The organism is Nocardia vaccinii NBRC 15922 (assembly GCF_001613305.1).
GTDB lineage: Bacteria > Actinomycetota > Actinomycetes > Mycobacteriales > Mycobacteriaceae > Nocardia > Nocardia vaccinii.
Genome location: NZ_BDCC01000053.1, coordinates 1 through 18,844, shown reverse-complemented (window position 1 = coordinate 18,844; position 18,844 = coordinate 1). Strand labels below are relative to the sequence as shown.

Annotated in this window: 20 protein-coding genes; 9 read left to right on the top strand and 11 right to left on the bottom strand. The window is 66.0% G+C overall.

Annotation, left to right across the window (positions count from 1 at the left end; all coding sequences use genetic code 11):
• Positions 1 to 65 precede the first annotated feature (65 nt).
• Complete coding sequence (locus tag NV1_RS28945; protein WP_067898665.1) at positions 66 to 695, bottom strand: TetR/AcrR family transcriptional regulator; 630 nt, start codon at positions 693 to 695, stop codon at positions 66 to 68.
• A 205-nt stretch (positions 696 to 900) separates the two neighbouring features.
• Between NV1_RS28945 and NV1_RS28940 the strand changes: the two genes are divergently transcribed.
• The 4 genes from NV1_RS28940 to NV1_RS28925 all read left to right on the top strand — a co-directional run bounded on the left by NV1_RS28940 (position 901) and on the right by NV1_RS28925 (position 4,478).
• Positions 901 to 1,830 carry a metal-dependent hydrolase gene (locus NV1_RS28940; protein ID WP_067898661.1) on the top strand — a complete coding sequence of 310 codons (930 nt, stop codon included), beginning with the start codon at positions 901 to 903 and terminating at the stop codon, positions 1,828 to 1,830.
• A gap of 7 nt (positions 1,831 to 1,837) precedes the next feature.
• Positions 1,838 to 2,986: a hypothetical protein gene (locus NV1_RS28935; protein ID WP_067898304.1), complete on the top strand. Its 1,149-nt coding sequence runs from the start codon at positions 1,838 to 1,840 to the stop codon at positions 2,984 to 2,986.
• Positions 2,987 to 3,158: 172 nt separating this feature from the next.
• Positions 3,159 to 3,983: an SAM-dependent methyltransferase gene (locus NV1_RS28930; RefSeq protein ID WP_084525907.1), complete on the top strand. Its 825-nt coding sequence runs from the start codon at positions 3,159 to 3,161 to the stop codon at positions 3,981 to 3,983.
• A gap of 33 nt (positions 3,984 to 4,016) precedes the next feature.
• Entirely contained in the window at positions 4,017 to 4,478 is a 462-nt protein-coding gene (locus NV1_RS28925; protein ID WP_218027232.1) for a VOC family protein, read from the top strand.
• A 51-nt stretch (positions 4,479 to 4,529) separates the two neighbouring features.
• Here NV1_RS28925 and NV1_RS28920 read toward each other — a convergent pair whose 3' ends face one another.
• The 10 genes from NV1_RS28920 to NV1_RS28875 all read right to left on the bottom strand — a co-directional run bounded on the left by NV1_RS28920 (position 4,530) and on the right by NV1_RS28875 (position 13,496).
• A complete protein-coding gene (locus tag NV1_RS28920; protein WP_067898655.1) occupies positions 4,530 to 4,958 on the bottom strand; it encodes a VOC family protein in 429 nt (142 codons plus the stop codon).
• 162 nt (positions 4,959 to 5,120) lie between these two features.
• A complete protein-coding gene (locus tag NV1_RS28915; protein WP_067898298.1) occupies positions 5,121 to 5,783 on the bottom strand; it encodes a hypothetical protein in 663 nt (220 codons plus the stop codon).
• A 32-nt stretch (positions 5,784 to 5,815) separates the two neighbouring features.
• Positions 5,816 to 6,769 (bottom strand): MlaD family protein, encoded by a 954-nt coding sequence (locus NV1_RS28910; RefSeq protein ID WP_067898296.1) that lies wholly within the window; start codon positions 6,767 to 6,769, stop codon positions 5,816 to 5,818.
• Positions 6,766 to 7,779, bottom strand: a complete 1,014-nt coding sequence (locus NV1_RS28905) for an MlaD family protein (protein ID WP_067898292.1) — start codon at positions 7,777 to 7,779, stop codon at positions 6,766 to 6,768. Before NV1_RS28905 ends, NV1_RS28910 begins: the two co-directional genes overlap by 4 nt.
• A complete protein-coding gene (locus NV1_RS28900) occupies positions 7,776 to 8,801 on the bottom strand; it encodes an MlaD family protein (protein WP_067898289.1) in 1,026 nt (341 codons plus the stop codon). The genes NV1_RS28905 and NV1_RS28900 overlap by 4 nt, the downstream gene beginning before the upstream one ends.
• Before the next feature lies 1 nt (position 8,802).
• The gene (locus NV1_RS28895) at positions 8,803 to 9,825 is read right to left on the bottom strand and encodes an MlaD family protein (RefSeq protein WP_067898286.1); all 1,023 of its coding nucleotides are present in this window, start codon (positions 9,823 to 9,825) and stop codon (positions 8,803 to 8,805) included.
• A complete protein-coding gene (locus NV1_RS28890) occupies positions 9,822 to 10,838 on the bottom strand; it encodes an MlaD family protein (RefSeq protein WP_067898283.1) in 1,017 nt (338 codons plus the stop codon). Before NV1_RS28890 ends, NV1_RS28895 begins: the two co-directional genes overlap by 4 nt.
• Positions 10,835 to 11,857, bottom strand: coding sequence for an MlaD family protein (locus NV1_RS28885; RefSeq protein WP_067898280.1), 1,023 nt, complete (start codon positions 11,855 to 11,857; stop codon positions 10,835 to 10,837). Before NV1_RS28885 ends, NV1_RS28890 begins: the two co-directional genes overlap by 4 nt.
• 2 nt (positions 11,858 to 11,859) lie before the next feature.
• Positions 11,860 to 12,735: an ABC transporter permease gene (locus NV1_RS28880; RefSeq protein ID WP_067898277.1), complete on the bottom strand. Its 876-nt coding sequence runs from the start codon at positions 12,733 to 12,735 to the stop codon at positions 11,860 to 11,862.
• Positions 12,735 to 13,496 carry an ABC transporter permease gene (locus tag NV1_RS28875; protein ID WP_067898652.1) on the bottom strand — a complete coding sequence of 254 codons (762 nt, stop codon included), beginning with the start codon at positions 13,494 to 13,496 and terminating at the stop codon, positions 12,735 to 12,737. Before NV1_RS28875 ends, NV1_RS28880 begins: the two co-directional genes overlap by 1 nt.
• Positions 13,497 to 13,937: 441 nt before the next feature.
• On the opposite strand from NV1_RS28875, the gene NV1_RS28870 reads away from it, so the two are divergent.
• The 5 genes from NV1_RS28870 to NV1_RS28850 all read left to right on the top strand — a co-directional run bounded on the left by NV1_RS28870 (position 13,938) and on the right by NV1_RS28850 (position 18,843).
• Positions 13,938 to 14,813: an oxygenase MpaB family protein gene (locus tag NV1_RS28870; protein WP_169813435.1), complete on the top strand. Its 876-nt coding sequence runs from the start codon at positions 13,938 to 13,940 to the stop codon at positions 14,811 to 14,813.
• A 41-nt stretch (positions 14,814 to 14,854) separates the two neighbouring features.
• On the top strand, positions 14,855 to 15,742 hold the full coding sequence (locus NV1_RS28865; RefSeq protein WP_067898271.1) for an oxygenase MpaB family protein: 888 nt from the start codon (positions 14,855 to 14,857) through the stop codon (positions 15,740 to 15,742).
• Between the two features lie 28 nt (positions 15,743 to 15,770).
• Positions 15,771 to 16,736, top strand: coding sequence for an oxygenase MpaB family protein (locus NV1_RS28860; RefSeq protein ID WP_067898267.1), 966 nt, complete (start codon positions 15,771 to 15,773; stop codon positions 16,734 to 16,736).
• A gap of 73 nt (positions 16,737 to 16,809) precedes the next feature.
• Positions 16,810 to 17,457 (top strand): TetR/AcrR family transcriptional regulator, encoded by a 648-nt coding sequence (locus NV1_RS28855; protein WP_067898261.1) that lies wholly within the window; start codon positions 16,810 to 16,812, stop codon positions 17,455 to 17,457.
• 543 nt (positions 17,458 to 18,000) lie between these two features.
• The gene (locus tag NV1_RS28850; RefSeq protein ID WP_067898257.1) at positions 18,001 to 18,843 is read left to right on the top strand and encodes an SDR family oxidoreductase; all 843 of its coding nucleotides are present in this window, start codon (positions 18,001 to 18,003) and stop codon (positions 18,841 to 18,843) included.
• The last annotated feature ends 1 nt before the right edge of the window (position 18,844 follow it).

Sequence of the window (18,844 nt, the reverse complement as noted above, 5' to 3'; positions counted from 1 at the left end):
CCCTGTTGGGGGATATGTGCACAGCGTATGAGTGTTACTGGCCCGTATCCTCGAACAATGCCCCGTCAAGTACTTCGGGACGGGTCGCGAAATGTGGTCTGCGCCCGGATCGCGGTGCCCATCCAGCGCCGTAGATAACGCCGGAGCTCCTCGTCACCGCGTGGCGGATTGCCCGGCGCGAGGAAGAACGACTGCATTGTGCGCAGCAGGTATTCCACGAGTTCGGCCAGGGCGGGGTCATCGTAGCCGTGCTGTTCCCAGTCGACGTCGAAGCGCCGGATCATGGTCATGCCGAATGCTCGAGCCTCCTCGGAGGTAAGACTCTCGGGCTGCAGATTCGAGTACGTGCTCGACAGCAGGATGCCCAGGTGGGGCGTCGAGCGGACCTCGGACAGCGTGAAGACCACCCCCTCGGTCAGCGCCTCGACCGGGTCATCGATACCGCTGACCTGCCGGGCGAGCCGATCGAGAAAGTCGTCCACCGAGGCGAACGCCGCGGCCCGCATCAGCGCGTCCGAGCTCGGGAAGTAGCGGTACACCGTCTGCCGGATGACGCCGAGTGATTCGGCGACCTCGGCGATATTGACCTCCGACCCGGTGCGCCCGATCAATTCGACGGCCGCGGCGACGATGCGCCGGGATGCCTCCTCATCGCTGTTCGGTGGGCTTCCGCCCCACCCGCGTCGTCGTGCCAACTGCCCTGCTTCCTCGGCTCGAACCGGTGTCGCGGGGGATCCCCCGATCGAATCGGCCATGAACGCTACCAGGGAACGCACCGGATACCGGCCGTGACGTTCCGCGCCAATCCAATCATACAAACATACGCTGCAATGTATGATCGTCTCGTCCAGCGGCCTGCGCGGGCAACGGTGCCCAGGACGAACAATGGAGGTAGAGCAGGTGACCGACCTACATGTCCGCAAGATGCGATTCGCATTCGCGGACTACGACGTTCCGTTTCTGTGGAACGAGAAGAATCCGGCCTTCTCGTCCATGGCGAACGCGGTGTCCTTCCTGGCGATCGGCTTCGAGAAGATGATCGTGAACATGATTCGCGAGGCGATGCCGCGGATCACCGATCCCGAGGTGGCCGAGGAGGCCGATGCGTTCGTGCGGCAGGAGGGGCAGCACTCGACCGCGCACCGCCAGCACGTCAACGGCCTGATCCGGCGGTATCCGCGGTTGCGCGAGACGCTGGACGAGGTGATCGGCGAATTCGACTCCCTCACCACGAACACCTCGCTGGACTACCGCTTGGCCTACACCGCGGACCTCGAGGCCACCTTCACCCCGGTGTTCAAGCTGATGCTGGACAATGACGCCACCCTGTTCGCACCCGGCGACGATCGGGTGGCCTCGCTGTTCATCTGGCATTTCGTGGAGGAGGTCGAGCACCGCAGCTCCGCGCTGATCATCTTCGACTCGATCGTGGGCAGCGACGTCTACCGGATGCGTATGGCTCCCTCGATCTTCCGGCACGTGATGAAGGTGATCCGGATCGCCTGCAAGGGTTTCAATGCCCATGTGCCACTGGAGGATCGGCAGGTGGACGCGCTGTCGATGTTCGCCGTGCACCGGCACCGCCGTCGGCTGGGACGCTGGATCGCCCCGCTGCGGGTGCCCGAGAACGGGACGATGCCGCGCGCGTTCACCGAACTGCCGTTGCGGGAGCAATTGGTCGCGCTGAGCGGTGTGATCCGCAGTCAGATGCCCAAACACGATCCGGCGCACGAGAATCTGCCCGAGCTCGCGAATCTGTGGTTCCGGCGCTACGACGAGGGCTATGACGTGTCCCAGTGGTACACAGCCGAACTGACCGCATCGAAGTAGGGGAGTCATGTCCGATCACTGTTCTCCGACATTCGCCCGGCTGGCCACCGAGATGGGGTTCTCCTGCCGGACCGAGGGCGGGCTCGTCGCATTCCGCAATCCGTTCGCGCTGGAGAACTGGACCCTGCCGGTGCTCGAGGTCGTCGTCATTCTGGGCGCGGTGCTGACGCTGGTGCACGCCATCCGGCGGCTGCGCCGCGAGGGCGACCCCACCAATCTGGTGCTGTGGCTGGGCGCTACGGCCTATCTGTTCATCATCGAACCACCGCTGTACTTTCCGGCCGCCTTCGGTATCAGCGGACATGTGGACACGATGTTCGCGCACAACGTTTTCACGGTCGACTTCCTGTGGGGGAGGCTGCCGCTGTACATCGTCGCGATCTATCCGTTCATGGCGACGCTGGCTTTCGAAATCGTGCGCATGCTCGGGGTTTTCCGGCGATACGGTGTGCTGGTCGGCGCGATCTGCGTCGGTTTCGTACATCACGCGTTCTACGAGATCTTCGATCATCTTGGGCCGCAACTGAAGTGGTGGGAGTGGTCCACCGGAAATTCGCTCAATCAGCCGATGTTCGATTCGGTGCCGCTGTCCAGCGTCGTGGTCTTCGCCGCACTGTGGCCGATGTCGCTGGCCTTCTTCGTGCAGCTGTTCGTCGGGCGGCATGTGGATGCGGGGCGCGAATTCGTTGGCCTGCAACTGGTTTGGCGGACGATTGTGATCGGGATCCTGGGATCGGCGGGCACCGGGGTGCTGCCGATTCCGGCCACGGTGCTCGGCGCGAACGACATCACCGTGCGCGGGTGGCTCTATGCCGCGGAGCTGGTCGTGGTGAGCGTCATCGCGACTCCCGTGCTGGTGCGTCAGTGGGTGCGTCTGCGGCGGGGTGAGGTTCCGGCGTTCTCGGACAATGTCGTTCGGATCTACAGCTGGGTGTATCTGGGTGCCATGGCGGTGTTGTGGCTCACCGCACTGCCGGATTTCCTGCACGCGTCGAACGGTTGGGCGCGCAATGGTGGTCCGGTGGGCAACATCTGGTATACCCTCGCTTGTTTCGTCATCGCAATCCTCTGTGGCGCAGCGGTATTCGGCGCGCCGCGGGCGCGCGGTCCGGTGCGTGCGAGGGTGTCGCCGGAGGTGGCTCCGGCCGCCGGGTAGCACCGCGCGGTTCGGTCCGGCGTCCGCAGCCGAGGTGCCCTCGGGGCCGCTGCCCTCCGGCTCCGAGGGCATCCGTTCTCCTGGACAACTGTCAAGTGGCAGTGGATGATCCGGCTCGGCAATTCTTCGGCTCGGCGGTGCGGTCGGGCACGGCCGGGCTAGGATGTGCGCCATGGCGGACGGTGTCGTGCTGGATACGAGTCAGCCTTCCAAGGCTCGGATCTACGATTATTTCCTGGGCGGCAAGGACAACTACCCTGCCGATCGCGCGGCCGCCGCGCAGGTGGAAAAGGTGTTCCCGCACATTCGGCGGGCCGCGCGCGAGAACCGGAACTTCATGGTGAAGGCGACGAGTTTCATCGCCCGGGAGCGCGGAATTCGGCGTTTCCTGGATCTCGGCACCGGAATTCCCACTGCGCCGAACCTGCACCAGGTCGTGCACGAGGTCCAGCCCGCGAGCCGCATCGTCTACGTCGACAACGACCCGGTGGTATTGGCTCATTCGCGCGCCTTCGGCCGGCTGGACGGTACCGCCCAAGGTCTGGTCGACTTCGTCGATGTCGATCTCTCGGATGTCGAGCGGCTGATCGAATCGGATCCATTTCAGAATCTGCTGGACGAGCCGGTCGGCGTATCCTGCTTCGGTATTCTGCATTTCTTCCCGGACGATGTGCCCTACACCATCGTGGACAAGGTCATGGCCGCGGTCCCCGCGGGCAGCTATCTGTCGATCACGCACGCCACTCCCGATCTGAATCCGGCGCTGGCCGAGGTCGGGGAGGTGTACCGCAACAACAAGATGGATGCCTTCCCCCGCACCCACGCGCAGATCTCGCACTTCTTTCGTGACCTCGAGTTGGTCGATCCCGGAGTGGTCGTCAGCCGGCTGTGGCCCACTCCGGCCGAGGTCCGGTGCAACGAAGTGGGTTGCTCCAAGACCGCGGCCGAGATCGACGCCGAGATCGCGTTCTTCTGCGGAGTGGCGCGCAAGCCTTGATCGTCCTACGCACTGAGCCGGCCGCGGGCGATCGTGAGCGCGGCTGTCGAGGATGCCGCGGCGGGATTAGAATTCGAACGGACCGAATCCGAACAAGGGGAGGTCGTCGTGCGGGTAGTGGATTTCGATCATGTGGTACTGAACGTTTCGGATGTCGAGCGCTCACTCGAATTCTATTGTGAAACACTCGGTTTGGAGCCCGAACGAGTCGACGAGTGGCGCGCCGGGCAGGTCCCGTTCCCGTCGGCGAGGGTGACCGACCGCACCGTCATCGACCTGCAGAGCATGCCGCGCGGCGAGGCGAACGTGGATCACATCTGCCTGGTGGTCGAACCCCTGGACTGGCAGGAAGTCATCGACTCCGGCATATTCACAGTGCTCGAGGGTCCCGTTTCCCGCTGGGGCGCCCGAGGTCGGGCGACATCGGTCTACATCGCCGATCCGGACGGCAATACAGTCGAATTACGGTGGTATCCACAGGATTCCACCGGCTGAGCTGGGGCCGGTCCGGCGCGGACGGCAGCGGCGAGCCGGGTGCCCGCGCCATCAGAACGGCGGTCGAGGGGCGAGCACGACCCGCCAGCCGTCCGGATCCTCGAATGTCAGCGCCCCGACGCCCGCCCAGTACGGGTTTTCCGCCTCCACCGGCCGATGCCCCGCCGCGGCGAGCCGCTCGACGAGTTCGTACATCGCCGCCTCGCCGCGAAAGTACAGCACCAGGAGATTGTCCGCCGTCGGCGCCGGACACGGACTACCGTCCACATGGCTGGTGAATTCGAGGTGGTAGCCGGTCCCCGGCAGCCCGAGCATCACCCCGTCGTACCCCGCGTGATCCTCGAACCGGTACAGAACGGGCAACCCGATCACACCGGCATAGAACGCTTCCACCTCACCGAGCTTGTCGGTAGGCCGCGCCACCCGGACCTGGCCCACGGCCAGCCCCTTCGGCCACCCGGCCGCCTCGGTTCCGCTCATATCGAAACGGTACATCGCATACCGATCTCGCCATCGCCATCGCCATCGGTCCGGCCGGATCCCGCGAATTCCGCGCGGAGAGTCGCGACTTCGTCGGCGTTCCGGTGGATTCCGAAGTGATCTTTCCGGGAATCATGTTGCAGGACATCATCTTACGCCCTGTCAATGTCCCGGACCGGTTGTTTGTCCACCGGGAAGGCCGGCGCCGACGCCGCCGACATCGGTGATGGTCCAGGCATTCGGATGGTCGAGCGTGACGGTGTAACTGGCGGTTGCGGAGACGCCATCGGGGGTCTGTCTGCTGTGCGAGTTCATATCGACGAAGACCTGGACGACGTACTGATCGCCGACGTGCTGGGAAACCTTGGCCGCCAACGGCTTCGCGGTCGAGGTGTACTGCATCTCGGTGAGAAGCGGTCCCACGACGGTCACTGCGGCGTCCATCTTGGATTTCAGTGCATCGGTGACACCGGTTTCCAGGGCGGTGCGCCAGGCATCGATACTGTTGTAGTCCACCTTGGAGACCGCGAGTGCGTACCGCGCGGCGAAATCCTCTGCCGCGGCGTCGGTTTGCTCGCGGCCGCGCAGGGCGGTGAGCTGATCGGCGGAGTCGTCGGTCGCCCACAGCACGCCGACGGTGATCGCGGCGATCGTTGCGAGAACGGCGATCGTGCAGGTCAACGTGAGAAGTGTGAACTCGCGCCGGAACCATCGCGGCCGCGTCGCCCCGGCATCGTTCCGCTCTTCCAGCGAAGTGTCCTCGTCGGCATGCCTTTCCGGCTCGCCCTCGGCCGTGGGTTCCTCCGCGATGGTCTCTTCGCGCATGATGCTGTCCTTCGTTCGGGTGCCGATTGCGATCAGTGCCCCGGCGCGACGAGTGCGATGCGCACCCGGTCACCGGGGAGGGCCGTCAATGCCTGCTGGAGCAGATCGGCGAGGTCGACGGACCCCAGCAGCGGCCCGGCCGCACGGGTCACGGGGCGCAGCGCGACGCCGATGGCGCCGAGCTGCGGGGCCAGCCGCTGCAGGTAGTCGACCAGTTCGTTCTCCTGCACATGCCAGGCGCCGAGAATCTCCTTGCCGCGCAACTGTTGTGAGCCCTGGAACAGATATTCGTAGGAGGTGCCGAGCGTCTTGCCGAACTGATCGATCTGCGGCGGCGCGGAGGTGAGTGCCGGTTCGATCCAGTCGGTGTCGTGCATGATCCGCATCAGATTGCGCAGTCCGAGCTGCATGGAATCCTGGTGCGCGAGCAGGGTGGTGAGCAGAAGGTCCGCACCGCGTCCGATCGCGGGCAGCGTGGTGTCCAGGCCGGTGACCGCTCGGGCGAAGGTGTCCACGACCCGAGCCGCCTGTTGCGGGTCGACCTGGCCGAGCAGATCGGAGGCCGAGGCCAGCAGTTGCGGCACCGAGGTCGGGATCCGCACCGTGCCGGTGAGACGGGCATGGTCCGTCAGCCAGGGACCGGCCGTCGACCGGGGCAGGAAGGCGAATACGGGTTCGCCCATGGCCGAAAGGGATTCGACCCGCATCTCCGAGGCGACCGGAATGCGGTAGTCCGCATCATAGGCCAGGGCCAGCCGGACTCCACCGGCGATCGACCGCACGTCGGTGATACGACCGATGTTCACTCCGCGATAGACCACATCGGAACCCGTGCGCAATCCGCCGGTATCGCTCATATCCACCGTGACGTGCCGCTCCCGCGCGACCGGCTCGATGGCGAGGACGTCGAAGGCGAGATACCCGCCGCCGAGCAGCAGCACACCGACCAGCGCGAGTCCGGACAGCCAGGCCGGGATTCGGGTCATCGCACCGCTCCGATCAGTTGCAGCAACACCACGGCGTCCTTGGTCGCATCGCCCCGTCCGTTCAGGGAGACGCGCCGGATGTCGATATTCGGGCCGAGCAGGAACGGAATCAATTTGTCGCGGGTCAGAATGATTGCGCTGGAAGCATTTCCGTTCAGTTCGGTCGCATGGGCCGAGGGCTGTCGCAGCAGCGGCCCGAGGGTGTCCAGAAAATCGTCGATATGCGGCAGCCGGGGAATGAGCCAGGCCAGCCCGGTGGTGAGGGTGTTGATATCGATGACGACGTTGAGCACCGCGGTCATGAACTGTGGAACCCGCTCGAGCCGGGTGCGCGCGGTATCGGAGAAGACGAATCCGAGCCGGTCACGCATATCGTGCAGACGCCTGGACAACTCCGCCGTGGCCGCGAGGGTGCGATCCAGGTCGGCGGTATCGGCCGCGGCATCACGCAGATTCGCCACGGCGCTCGCGGTGAGAGCGCGAGTCTGTGCCGGATCGTCGGGCAGCACCTGATTCAGGCGGGTGATGGCATCCTGCAGTCGGGTGATACTTCCGCCGTCGACGAAGGTGGCGATGCGCTGCAACATGTCCTCCACCTGCGGGCCGGGGAAGGTGTCGCGCAACGGAATCGTGTCGCCGTCGTGCAGAAGTGCCGCCGTGGCCGCCGAGTTCGGCGGGAGCAGGGCAAGGTAGATGTCGCCGAGTACGGTGGTTTGGCGGAGTTCGGCGCGGGTGCCGCGGGGGAGTCGTACCGAGGACCCGATATCGGCATGTGCGACAGCGGCATTCGAGGTCAGGCCGATCGAGCGCACCGACCCGACCTTGGTTCCGTCACTGCGGATCTCGGCCCCGGCGGGCAGGCTCAGCAGTGAGGTGAACTCGATGTTCAACCGGTAGGTCGGTCCGCCGACACCGGTGCCCGGCATGGCGTGTTCACTGGGGTTGAATCCGCACGATGCCGTGATGAAAACCAGTGTGATAGAGGCGAAACCGATGATGCGAAGTCTCATGGATGCGCTCCGATCGCCGAGAACAGCGCCTGCGGTAGTCCGGGGCATCCGCCCGTGCGGGCGCAGGTGACGGCAGGAGGGCGGTAGGACAGTGATATCGCACCGCTGTGGCCGTCGATCATGTTGCGCAACATGAGAATGACGCCGGGTATGCGATCGAGGAGATCCTTCGACTGGTCGGTGCGGTTGCGGATCAGCGTGACCACCGGCACGGTCGAGTTCAGCGCCTCCATCAGATACGGAAAATGCTGGGTGAAAAGCCGGTTCAGCGGGCCGATGGCATCGCCCAGCTTGCCGACCACCACCTTGGTCAGCTCCAGCAGATGTTCGATGAGTTCGAGTCCGGGACCGAAGGTGCTCAGCGTGGTCTTGATATCGCTCCATTCGCCGGTGACGAAGGCGCTGAGTTCGGCGCTGTCGTCGATCAGCCGGCCGAAGTCGTTCATGAAGGTGTCCGGCTCGGACATCAGACCGCCCAGGTCGCGCAGTTCATCGTTGATCGTCGGTCCCAGACCGCTCGTCTCGCGATCCGCGCCGGTCAACAACGCCTGCAGCGGCGGGGTTCCGGTGGAGTCGGGCGTGGTGAGCCGGTGGACCAGTGCCGCGAAGGAATTCAGCGCGTCCGAGGCGCTGATCGGCACGCGGGTGCGATCCTGGGTAATACATTGTCCCCCGGTGAATTCCGGACCGCCACGGTACGCGGTGTCGACGAGTTCGACTCGCCGATCGGTGAGGATCGAGGAATTCACCACGGCCGCACCGACGTTCGCGGGCAGGCGTCGATCGTCGATGGACATCGCCACCCGCACCCGGCCGCCGTCGGGCGTGAGCGCCCGGACCTTCCCGACCGGGATGCCGCGGATGGTCACGGCCGTATCGGCGTACAGGCCGAAGGTATTGTCGAAATACGCGCACAGCGAACGGGTTTCGGCGCCCTCGTACTGCCGGTACAGCACCACTCCGGCCGCCACCGTCGCGGCCACCACCACCGCCACCGTGGATACGATCCGCGATCGCCACATCTCAGCACGCCTTTCCCGGAACCGGCAGGCAGATATCGGGTTGCGCTACGGTCAGCCCGCTCTGATCCACCAGTGCCCTGCCGTCGGGACCGGCCAGGCGGCCGAGTTCGGTGACGGTGTCGCGCAGCTGCGTGGTGAGCTGATCGGTCCAGGCCATCAGCCGCCCGGCCGCGTCCCGGGTCTGTTCCAGCGGCGTCAGCAGCGGTTCGATCTTTGCGGCGTACGGTCCCGCGAGGAAATCGAACAGCGTGCTCACGATCGTGGCGGTCGCGTCGGCGAAACTCCTGACCTTCGCCTTCACCGCGACGATTTGCGGACCGAGCAGGGCATAGGCGCGCAGCACCTCGGTCAGCATGCCCTGGTCCTGGCGCACGGCTTCCAGGTATTCGTCGGAAACGCCGAGCATGTCCTGGATCTGCTGCTTCTGCGCGGCGAGCAGCGCGACCACCTTCTGCAGATCGGTCAGCGTATCGCGAACGGCGTCCGGTGCGTGCGTGAGCGCGGCCGCGGTCCCGGACATATCGGTCCGCAGAGTGTCGGTGTCGATCCGGTCGGTGACCGAATGTGCCTGCTCGACAAGGTCGTTCACCACGAAGGGCAGGTGCGCCCGGTCGGCCGGGATGCTTCCGGTCAGCGGCCGATTCCCGGCGGGCAGCAGTGCCAGATACAGCCCTCCCACGGGGGTGAGCATCCGCACGTCGGCGGCGGTCCGATTACCCAGGCGCACCGACGATTTCACCGAGAACTCCACCTCGACGTCGTCCTCGCGCAAATGCAGCGCCAGCACGCGGCCGACCGGAATTCCCGCGATCCGCACACCCTCACCGCCGTGCAGGCCGCCCGCCTCGGGCAGCAGGAGCGTATGCGTGAGATATCCCGGCGGCCGCAGGTACAGCACTCCGCAGGTGGCCAGCACGACCACGACCATCACCATTCCCGCCAGTGCCCAGATCGTCTGTGTGCGGGGTGTGGCCTCCTCGGCGCCGAGCCGGATCCTGGGCGGACTCGAAATGGTGGTCGTCATCGGCCACTCCCGTTGCAGATCGTCAGCTGCCGACCCGCGAGCAGTACGTTCGCGGTGAGCGGAAGCTGGAAAGTTCCCTTGCCGCATTGCCTTTCGGAGACGGTGGCGGGAACGAGCCGGTTGAGCCCGGCCAGCAGCCCCGGCAACATCGATAGTGCGTGGACTGCTCGGCGAGTGTCCGGAATCGCCTCGTCGATGCGCCGGGTGAGGTCGTCGCCGTGGTCGCGTGCGCCGAGGAAGATCAGTGACAGCGAATCCACGAGGCGGACAACCTCGGTCAGCTCGGCCGAGCCGGTGTTCATCAGGGAGAGGAATTCGCTCATCCGTCCCGCGATGGGCATGAAGATCGAATGGAACACCTGCAGAATGGCATCCAGATTCCGGGAGTGACCGCCGAGCCGGTCCGACACCGACTGCAAATTGTCGATGATGGTCTTCAGCAATGCGGTGCGGTCCTTGGCATAGCCCGCCAGTGTGGCGACATCGCGCAGTACGGGCGCCATATCGTCGCCGGACCCGTCGATCATCGCGGCGATACTGCGCGCCAGCCGGTTGTAGACCGCCGGATCGGCATCGTTCAGCAACGGCCGCAGGCCGTTGAACACGGTGGTGATGCCGAACGAGTCGACCGTGTGGGTGACGGTACCGTCCGCGGGCAGCTCGCGGCCATCCGTGCCCCGAATGAGCTCCAGATACCTTTGGCCCGTGAGGTTCTGGAACTTCACCGCCAGTTGATCGGTATCGCGCAGCCGGTACTGGGCCCGGACGGTGAAGGTGATCAGCGCCCGGTTGTCCGGGGTGAGGGTGCTGCCGGTCACCTTGCCGATCTGCACACCGCGCAATCGCACGTCGTCGTTGACCTGCAACCCGAACACATCGCCGAATCGTGCGCGGTAGGTGGTTGTCGCACCACCCACCGGCCGCTGCACCGCCTGCACGATCAGCATCGTGATCACCACGACCACGGCGGCCAGTACGGCCAGTCGCAGCGCCGCCTGACGCGGTGTCTTCATCGGCCCGCCCCCGCGCTCTGCAGCGGCATCCGGAACGCCGGAAACCCCTGCAACAGAAGTTCGGTGTCGAGCGTGAGGTGTCCGTCTCGATTGCGCAGAGCGCCGTCCAGCCCGGTGATGAGCCGGCGCACCTGCTGAGCGTTCACCGCGTGCAGGCCGTGGGTGAGGGGAATAAGCGTGTCCAGCATCATGTCCAGGGCGTCGGACAGCGGTCCCAGGGCGCCGACGAGGCGACCGGCGAAGGAGAACACCAGATTCGACACCTCGGAGATGGTGTCGTTGGCCAGTGCCACTTTCCGGTCGTCGTCGAGGGCGCGCACCGATGCCAGGGCGTCCAGGATGCCCAGTGCGGACGGCATGAACGCGGCGGTGCCGGCGGCCGTACCGGCGAGCTTCGGCAGCAGCTGGGACAGCGGAAGGTCCTGTGTACGTTGCAGAGTGCGCACCGCGAGCAACATCGATGCGACCAGCGGTGCGGTGCGTTCGGTCAACTGGGCGGCGCCGTCCACCGAGACGGCCAGTTCGCTGGTGATCACATCGAGCACCGCCCGTCCGGAATCACGCAGGATCCGCGTGACGGTATCGTTGCCGGCCCGGTCGCCCATCTGCACCACGGTTCCGGCCGTGATCGGCGCTCCACCTGCCGCGGGAGTCAATTCCACTGCGGTGGTGCCGAATACGTTCGACGAGACGAATCGCGCGCCCAGCGTGGTCGACAGTTCGCGCAAGTGCGCGGCGTCGACTCCGAGCGTGACCAGTTGCCGCCCAGGGCCTTCGGCGTGCACTGCGATGACCGAGCCGATCGGCGTACCGTGCATGCGCACCGCGGTCCCGGGACCGACGCCGTCACCGAGCGCGGTCACTGCCACGCCGAACCGAACCTGGCCGCTGTGGTCGGGTTGCGTTGCACGCCAGGTCATCACGACGATCGCACTCAGGATGAGCAGGACGGCCAGGCCGCGGACCCGCAATCCCCAGCGGCTCGGGCCGCGTTCGATCCCACTTCTCGTTGCTGCCATGACTACCCCGAGAAACCGAAGGTGGTGTCCAGGCCCCAGATGACGATCGTGAGCACCATGTCGCAGAGGGTGATCAGGACCAGTCCGGCCCGGATCGCCCGGCCCGAGGCGATCCCGACCCCCTCGGGCCCGCCGGTGGCGTAGAAGCCGTGATAGGCGTGCACGGTGGTCACCACCGCGACGAACACCACGACCTTGCCGAGTGAATAGCCGAGATCGCTGGGGGACAGGAACATTCGGAAGTAGTGGTCGTACGCGCCGGACGCCTGGGCGTGCACCGCGGTGATGGTGAACCGGGTGGTGAGAAATCCCAGGGCCAGCGCGATCAGATAGGCGGGTACGACCGTCATGATCCCGGCGATGAGCCGCGCGGAAACCACATACGGCACCGGATCGATGGCCTGCGCCTCGAGCGCATCGATCTCCTCGCAGATCCGCATCGCCCCGACCTCGGCGGTGATCCGGCACCCGGCCTGCGCGGCATATCCGACGGCGGCGATCAGCGGCGCCAGCTCGCGGGGGTTGGCGAATGCGGACATCGCCCCCGCCATCGGTCCCATGCCGAGCGTATCGAGCAGCGTGTAACCGACCAGGCCGATCATCGCGCCCGCCACGACGCCCATCACCGCCAACACGGGAGCGACCCCGCCGCCGACCAGTACCGAACGTCCGTTGCCCCAGGCGAGATCGGTGAAAATGGCGACGGTACGCCGGCGATGCCGTCGCAGTGCGTGCCCGACTCCCAGCAGTGCCATCCAGCCGAAGTGCAGTTGGCGACCCAGTTCCTCGAGCGGAATCCATACGCGCTCGGCACTTCTCGTCCACCGCAACCCGAGCGGCCGGTAGGTCGTGGGCAGATCGATTCGGGAGCGCGTCATCACAGCAACCTCATCGGGACGAACATCATGGTGAGCTGCGTGATCACGAGGTCGACCACCAGGCAGGCCAGAATCCCCAGTACGACAGCCGCATTCACCGCGTCGGCCACCCCCTTGGGCCCGCCCCGCGCCTCGAGTCCGCGATGGCAGGAGACCACCGCGACCAGATAGCCGAAGATCGTGGCCTTGCCCAGACAGATCACCAGATCGTTCACGGAGGCGAAACTGCCGAAGGACAACCAGTACGAGCCCGGCGCCACACCCTGTCCGATCGCGGCGACCGCGAAACTGGCCAGAATGCTCATCAGGATGATGAACACCGACAGCATCGGCGCGACCACCGACATGGCCAGCAGTCGCGGTGCGACGAGGCGCTGCTGTGGATCCACTCCCATGGTCCGCATCGCGTCGATCTCCTCACGGATCGTCCGGGACGCCAGATCCGAGGCGATCGCCGAACCGCCGGCGCCGCCGACCAGCAGTGCCGCGGCCAGCGGAGCGATCTGCTGCATGACGCCCATGCCGCCGACCGCGCCTGCCATCGAGTTCGCGCCCACGTTCGATGCGACGCTGCCCACTTGGACCGCGACGACCACACCCATCGGCAGCGAGATCAGAATCGCCGGCCAGATCGATACCGAGACGAAGAACCAGGCCTGAACCAGGGCCTCCCGCAACGGAAATCGGCCCGTCGCCGCGTCGGTCACGCCGATCGCCGTGGATCGCGCACCCAGCCGCACAGCCCGGCCCAGCGACCGCATCGCGCTGGCGGAATGCTGTAAAGTGTTGCGGCCCAGGGATGTCCGGGCCGAGGGTGGGACCGGGGCGCGGTAATCGTTCGCGGCCGGCGCGCGGTGGGCGGGTGCACTCATCCATGCCTCCAACCAGGTGGTTCCGCTCGCCTTCCGGCGAGAACATTCGATCACTTACTGCTCGAGCCCGGCCCATCTGGTCGGGCTTCATCTGATAGAAGTCAGTCCCGCATCTATCGCCAGATGGTCGCACACACCATGCGATGGTTGTGGCTGAATTCGCAGATATAACGCTTACTGCCTGGTCAGATGGCGCGTCGTCGAATCGCAATGAGAGATTCCGGAATTGCTTCTATCAAACTCTCGCCAGCTGTGGCACACTCGTTGATAGTTTAAGCACTATTTTTCTATCACTCGAGCCGGATGCGACATCGGGGAGAGGGGCCGAGGATGTCCGCTAGAGAGACGGAACCGACATCAACTTCCGCGTTGCGGCCGGTAGGTCCGGGCTCGGCCACCTGGCGATGGGGCGTGGACTGGCGCGCGGTACTGGCGAGCCGTGCGGTGCTGCTGCTCGAGGTGGCTCATCCGGTGGTGGGTGCGGGGGTCATGGACCATTCGGAATTCCTCAGTGACAGATGGGATCGGATCACTCGAACCCTCGCCTCGGTGCGCCGGGTGAACGGATTCCACGGGTCCGGTGCGGCCGTCGCGGAGGGGCTGCGGCAGGTGCACCGCGACATCTCCGGAACCGATGCTCAGGGCCGCCGCTATCACGCGCTGAACTCCGACGCCTACCTGTGGGTGCATGCCACCGGATATGCCGGCCCGGCCGATGTCCGCCGGATCTTCGACGGCGGGGTCGATGCCGAGCGTGAGGACGCGCTGTTCCGGGAGTGGCAGGATATGGCCGCGGTCCTGCGGATTCCCGAACGGGTGGTCCCGGCCACGCGGGCGCGGTTCTGGGACTACTATCGCAATACGGTCGACGACGTGCTCGAGCGCAACGCCGCCACCGACCTGCTGATCGACCTGGACCGCAAGCCCATGCCAGTGCCGCCGAAAATCGCTGTGCCGCAGCCGGTGTGGAATGGATTCGCCATCCCGCTGGCGGCGCTGCTGCGACTGACCACCGTCGGGGTGCTGCCATCGCGATTCCGCGAGCGGATCGGGCTGGAGTGGAATTCCGCGCGAGAGCGGAATTTCGACCGTGCCGTGGCCACCGTCCGGGCGCTGGACCGCGTCCTGCCAGACCGTGTCCGCCACCCGTTCGCCCATCGCACCGACCTGCTTCCGGACGATCGAACGATCTCCGGAACGCACTGACAACCCGCTGCCCCGTCGACGAAGCCGGGAAGGACACCGATATGACCCAGCGCCTGCCCTCGGGCCGAGAGCCGGTACGCCCACCGGCGCGCCGCACCGTCCGGCAGCAGACCGACGCCGCGGACACCCTGTTCCTCACCGACGAGATGTCGGCCTGGCTCTCACCTGCCTACGGTGCGGCGAACGTCGTCATGCAACTGGCTCGCGCCGGAATCGCCTACGGCGTGATGGAGAGTCGGGTGGACAGCGGCAATCTGCACAAACATCCGATCAAACGCGGGCGCACCACCATGACGTACATCGCGGTGGCCGTGGCGGGCACTGCCCGGGATCGCCGGATCTATCGCGAGGCGGTCGGCGCGGCGCATGTCCAGGTCCGCTCGACCCCGCGGAGTCCGGTGTCCTACAACGCTTTCGACCCGGACCTGCAGCTCTGGGTGGCCGCATGCATGTCCGCGGTTTTCCGGGACACGCGCCGATTGCGCAGTGGGCGTACCTATCACGATCCCGAGGCCGTGCACCGGGCCGCGTCGGTGTTCGCGACCACGTTGCAGGTGCCGCCGGATATGTGGCCCGCCGACCGGGAGGCGTTCGACCGGTACTGGAACGAGCAACTCGACCGGCTCGACTTCGACGACCGGATGCGCGAATTCCTCATCGGCATAGCGCGATTGGACTTCCTGCCACGTCCGGTCCAGATCCTGCTCGGGGACTGGGATCTGTTCATGACCCTGGGATATCTGCCGCCGCAGCTGCGCGAGAAGCTGGGTTTCGACTGGACCGCCGCCGAGCAGGACCGGTTCGACCGCTGGCAGCGCCGCCTGGCCGTGCTCGACCGGCTCACCCCGCGCGCGGTGGTGCGGCTGGGCATGCGCGCCGCGATCTGGGATATGCGCCTGCGCTATGTCACCGGGGCAACCGTCGTATGAAGAACGTCACCGAGCGAATCGAGGTACTGTGACTACCACCGAATCGACGTCGGACGATGCCGCCACGTCGCCGGGACAGCCTGAGGCACAACTCGATTCGCGATATCGCGCGCTCGCCGAGGATGTGCGATGGTTTCTCGGGTCGCCGCTGGGCGGCGTCTTCGGCGGGCTCGCACTCGACCAGGTCGCCTATCGCCGGATCGCCGCGGCCGTGGACCGCAGCGGGCGTTTCGCCGACAACTTCACCGATCGCGGCATCCGAAGCTTCGCCTTCACCGCCCTGATGGCTTTCGGCGATCCGGCGGACCGGGAGGCATTCCGCGGTGATCTGAAGCGGCTGCACGCGGATGTGAAGGGAACGGGCCGAGGCGAATTCGCCGACGACCGCTACAGCGCGCTCGCGCCCGAACTGTGGGTCTGGGTCGCGGTCAGTTCACTGCACGTGTTCTATCTGGCGTACCTGTATGTGTGCGGACGTCGTCTCGACGAACAGGAGAAACAGGTCGTCTACCGAACCATGCGCGCGGAAATGTCGTATCTGGAACTGCCCAGCCGTGCGGGCAAACTGCCCGAGACGGTGCGGGAGATGCGCGACTACTACGACCGGGTCGCTGCCACCGAACTGGCCGACAACGAGTTCCTGCAGTTCGCGCGCCGCAACTTCACCGCACCGCCCCCGCCGAAAATCCTCATCCCGCCGGGCCTGCATCCCGCGCTCATGCCGATCTGGCGGCCGCTGGTGAAGCTGGCCGCGCGGCCCACCATCGTCTGCTCGGACACCGTGGCCCATCCGCGCATGCGGGAACTGTTCGGAGTGCGCACGAGCCCGCGGGACCGGCTGGAATTCGCGGCTTACGTGACGATCCTGCGGCTGGCCTGGCGGTTGCTGCCGCGCCGGCTGACGCTGGAACCGTTGGCCTACAACCGGTACCGGTACGAGCGGATCCGCCGGCGGTACCGCAGCGTCCTGCTGGATTCCTTCGCCGCGCCCTGAGCTCGCGGTGCCGCGGTGGCCTCCGGTGATAGAAAGGAATTCAGTCCCGAATCGCCGAGCAGACGGAGGCCAGGTGCCCGATACCGCAAGTCTGCTCGGCACGATGGTGAACTGGCTCGGCACCCTGGACCCCACCTCGCGCAAGATCGTCAGCGCCGCGCGCACCTGCTTCACCGAGAGCGGTTTCGGCGACACCACCATGCAGCGCATCGCCGACACCGCGGGTGTCGGGGTGGCCACCGTGTACCGCCGTTTCGGGCACAAACACCAGCTCGTGCGACTGGCGATCATGGACGAGGCGTTACGGGTGGCGACCCTGCTGGCCGAGGTCGCCGAGCACACCACCGGGCCCGAGGACACCATCACCGAGGTGTTCACGGCCTTCGTGCACGAGGCGTCCGCGCCGAAACTGCTCACCCGAAGTATCCGCGAATCGCCCGCCGCCGGTGAACTCACCGATTTCCTCACCAACGACAGTGCCATCGCCATGTCCCGGATGCTGGTCATGAGCCACCTCCAGGGCTGGCAGGCTGCCGGTCAGCTACCCGCGGATCTCGATATCGCGATCGTCGGGGAGATGATCGCCCGGCTGATGATGTCGCTGATCGAAACCCCGGCATCGGTCATACCCCTGCAAGACACCGCCAAGGCGCGCGAATTCGCCCGCACCTATCTGGTCCCACTGTTGCAGACCTGGCGCATGGAGACCGAGCCGCAATAGATTTCGCGCACGACCTCCCGATCGGCCCGAGCTCCCCGGTGACGCCATCGATGACCGCCGCGGCCCCCGCGGGCGCACCCGCGGACCGGCTGGGCCTGGCTTCGAGGGCGCTGAACACCGCGCGGCGGTCGGGCGGGGCGTCCGGCGTCGCGGTCTCGGCGCGCTGCCGAACGTTGCCGCGTTCTCGCCCGACGTCGCATTCATCGCGATCTTCGTGGTGTACCCGGTGGGTGCGAGCCTGTCCGTCATCGGCTCACGCGTCGGCTTGTCCCGGATGCCGCCCGGCCCAGGCCGACTCCAAACATATGTTTGGTACGGTATCGAGTTTTCCGAGTTTCTGGCCTGCGGTGTCGTTGTCGGTCATCTGCCGCAGCGAACCCAATTATGCAGGGATAATGCTATTTACAGCGATCGTGCCGACCTCCGTGCTATTGACCAACCATGTGCCGACCGCTAGTTTGGAACAAAAGTTAGGTTTTTTTCGATGCGGTGCAGCGATCTGCTACGGGAGCTCCTCGCCCACATCCGGAACCGGAGGACACCATGAGCTATATCGACAAGTTCCGGTACGACGGCAGGAATGTGCTCGTCGTCGGCGGCGCGACCGGGATGGGCGCGGCGACAGCGCATATCGCGAAGGATTTGGGCGCCCACGTCACCGTGCTGGACAACGCTCCCGTCGGCTACGCCACGGATCGCGTCATCCCGACGGATCTGCGGGATCCCGACTCGATCGATGCCGCGGTCGATTCGCTGACCGGTCCGATCCACGCCGTCTTCGCCGCGGCGGGCATCGCGGACGGCCCGGATATGATGCGCGCGAACTTCATCGGCCATCGGCATCTGATCGAGCGGTTGCTCGCGGCCGAGCGGCTGCCGAGCGGCTCGGCGATCTGCTTCATCTCCTCGGTGGCCGGTATGGGGTGGGAGAACAACCTGTCGTTGATCCAGGAGTTCCTGGACACTCCGGATTACGCGGCCGCGCATGCCTGGGCGCAGGCCCGCGAGGACACCGGCGCGATGCACTACGGCTTCGGCAAGCAGGCGATCAACGCCTATGTGGCGACACGGGCATATCCCCTGCGGGAGAGGGGAATTCGGATCAACGCGATTTGTCCCGGCCCGACCGACACCCCCCTCGCGCGCGCCAACGCCGACAGCTGGCTCGCATTCGCGCAGGACTACCGGGACGCCACCGGCGCGCCACTGCACGTCCCCGAGCAGATGGGTAACGCCATGGTCTTCCTCAACAGCGAGGCCGCGAGCGCCGTCAGCGGAATCACCCTGATCGTCGACAGCGGACACGCTATGTCCTCACTCACCGGCGCATACGCCCCGGGAAAACCGCTGATGGACATCATCACCGGCAGGGTCCCGCTCGGTTAGT

Coding starts and splice junctions, on each gene's coding strand:
- NV1_RS28935 (WP_067898304.1), top strand. CDS start 1,838: ATGTCCGATCACTGTTCTCCGACATTCGCCCGGCTGGCCACCGAGATG.
- NV1_RS28850 (WP_067898257.1), top strand. CDS start 18,001: ATGAGCTATATCGACAAGTTCCGGTACGACGGCAGGAATGTGCTCGTC.
- NV1_RS28900 (WP_067898289.1), bottom strand. CDS start 8,801: ATGTGGCGATCGCGGATCGTATCCACGGTGGCGGTGGTGGTGGCCGCG.
- NV1_RS28865 (WP_067898271.1), top strand. CDS start 14,855: ATGACCCAGCGCCTGCCCTCGGGCCGAGAGCCGGTACGCCCACCGGCG.
- NV1_RS28915 (WP_067898298.1), bottom strand. CDS start 5,783: ATGCGCGAAGAGACCATCGCGGAGGAACCCACGGCCGAGGGCGAGCCG.
- NV1_RS28905 (WP_067898292.1), bottom strand. CDS start 7,779: ATGAGACTTCGCATCATCGGTTTCGCCTCTATCACACTGGTTTTCATC.
- NV1_RS28920 (WP_067898655.1), bottom strand. CDS start 4,958: ATGAGCGGAACCGAGGCGGCCGGGTGGCCGAAGGGGCTGGCCGTGGGC.
- NV1_RS28875 (WP_067898652.1), bottom strand. CDS start 13,496: ATGCGGTCGCTGGGCCGGGCTGTGCGGCTGGGTGCGCGATCCACGGCG.
- NV1_RS28870 (WP_169813435.1), top strand. CDS start 13,938: ATGTCCGCTAGAGAGACGGAACCGACATCAACTTCCGCGTTGCGGCCG.
- NV1_RS28930 (WP_084525907.1), top strand. CDS start 3,159: ATGGCGGACGGTGTCGTGCTGGATACGAGTCAGCCTTCCAAGGCTCGG.
- NV1_RS28890 (WP_067898283.1), bottom strand. CDS start 10,838: ATGAAGACACCGCGTCAGGCGGCGCTGCGACTGGCCGTACTGGCCGCC.
- NV1_RS28880 (WP_067898277.1), bottom strand. CDS start 12,735: ATGACGCGCTCCCGAATCGATCTGCCCACGACCTACCGGCCGCTCGGG.
- NV1_RS28895 (WP_067898286.1), bottom strand. CDS start 9,825: ATGACGACCACCATTTCGAGTCCGCCCAGGATCCGGCTCGGCGCCGAG.
- NV1_RS28910 (WP_067898296.1), bottom strand. CDS start 6,769: ATGACCCGAATCCCGGCCTGGCTGTCCGGACTCGCGCTGGTCGGTGTG.
- NV1_RS28885 (WP_067898280.1), bottom strand. CDS start 11,857: ATGGCAGCAACGAGAAGTGGGATCGAACGCGGCCCGAGCCGCTGGGGA.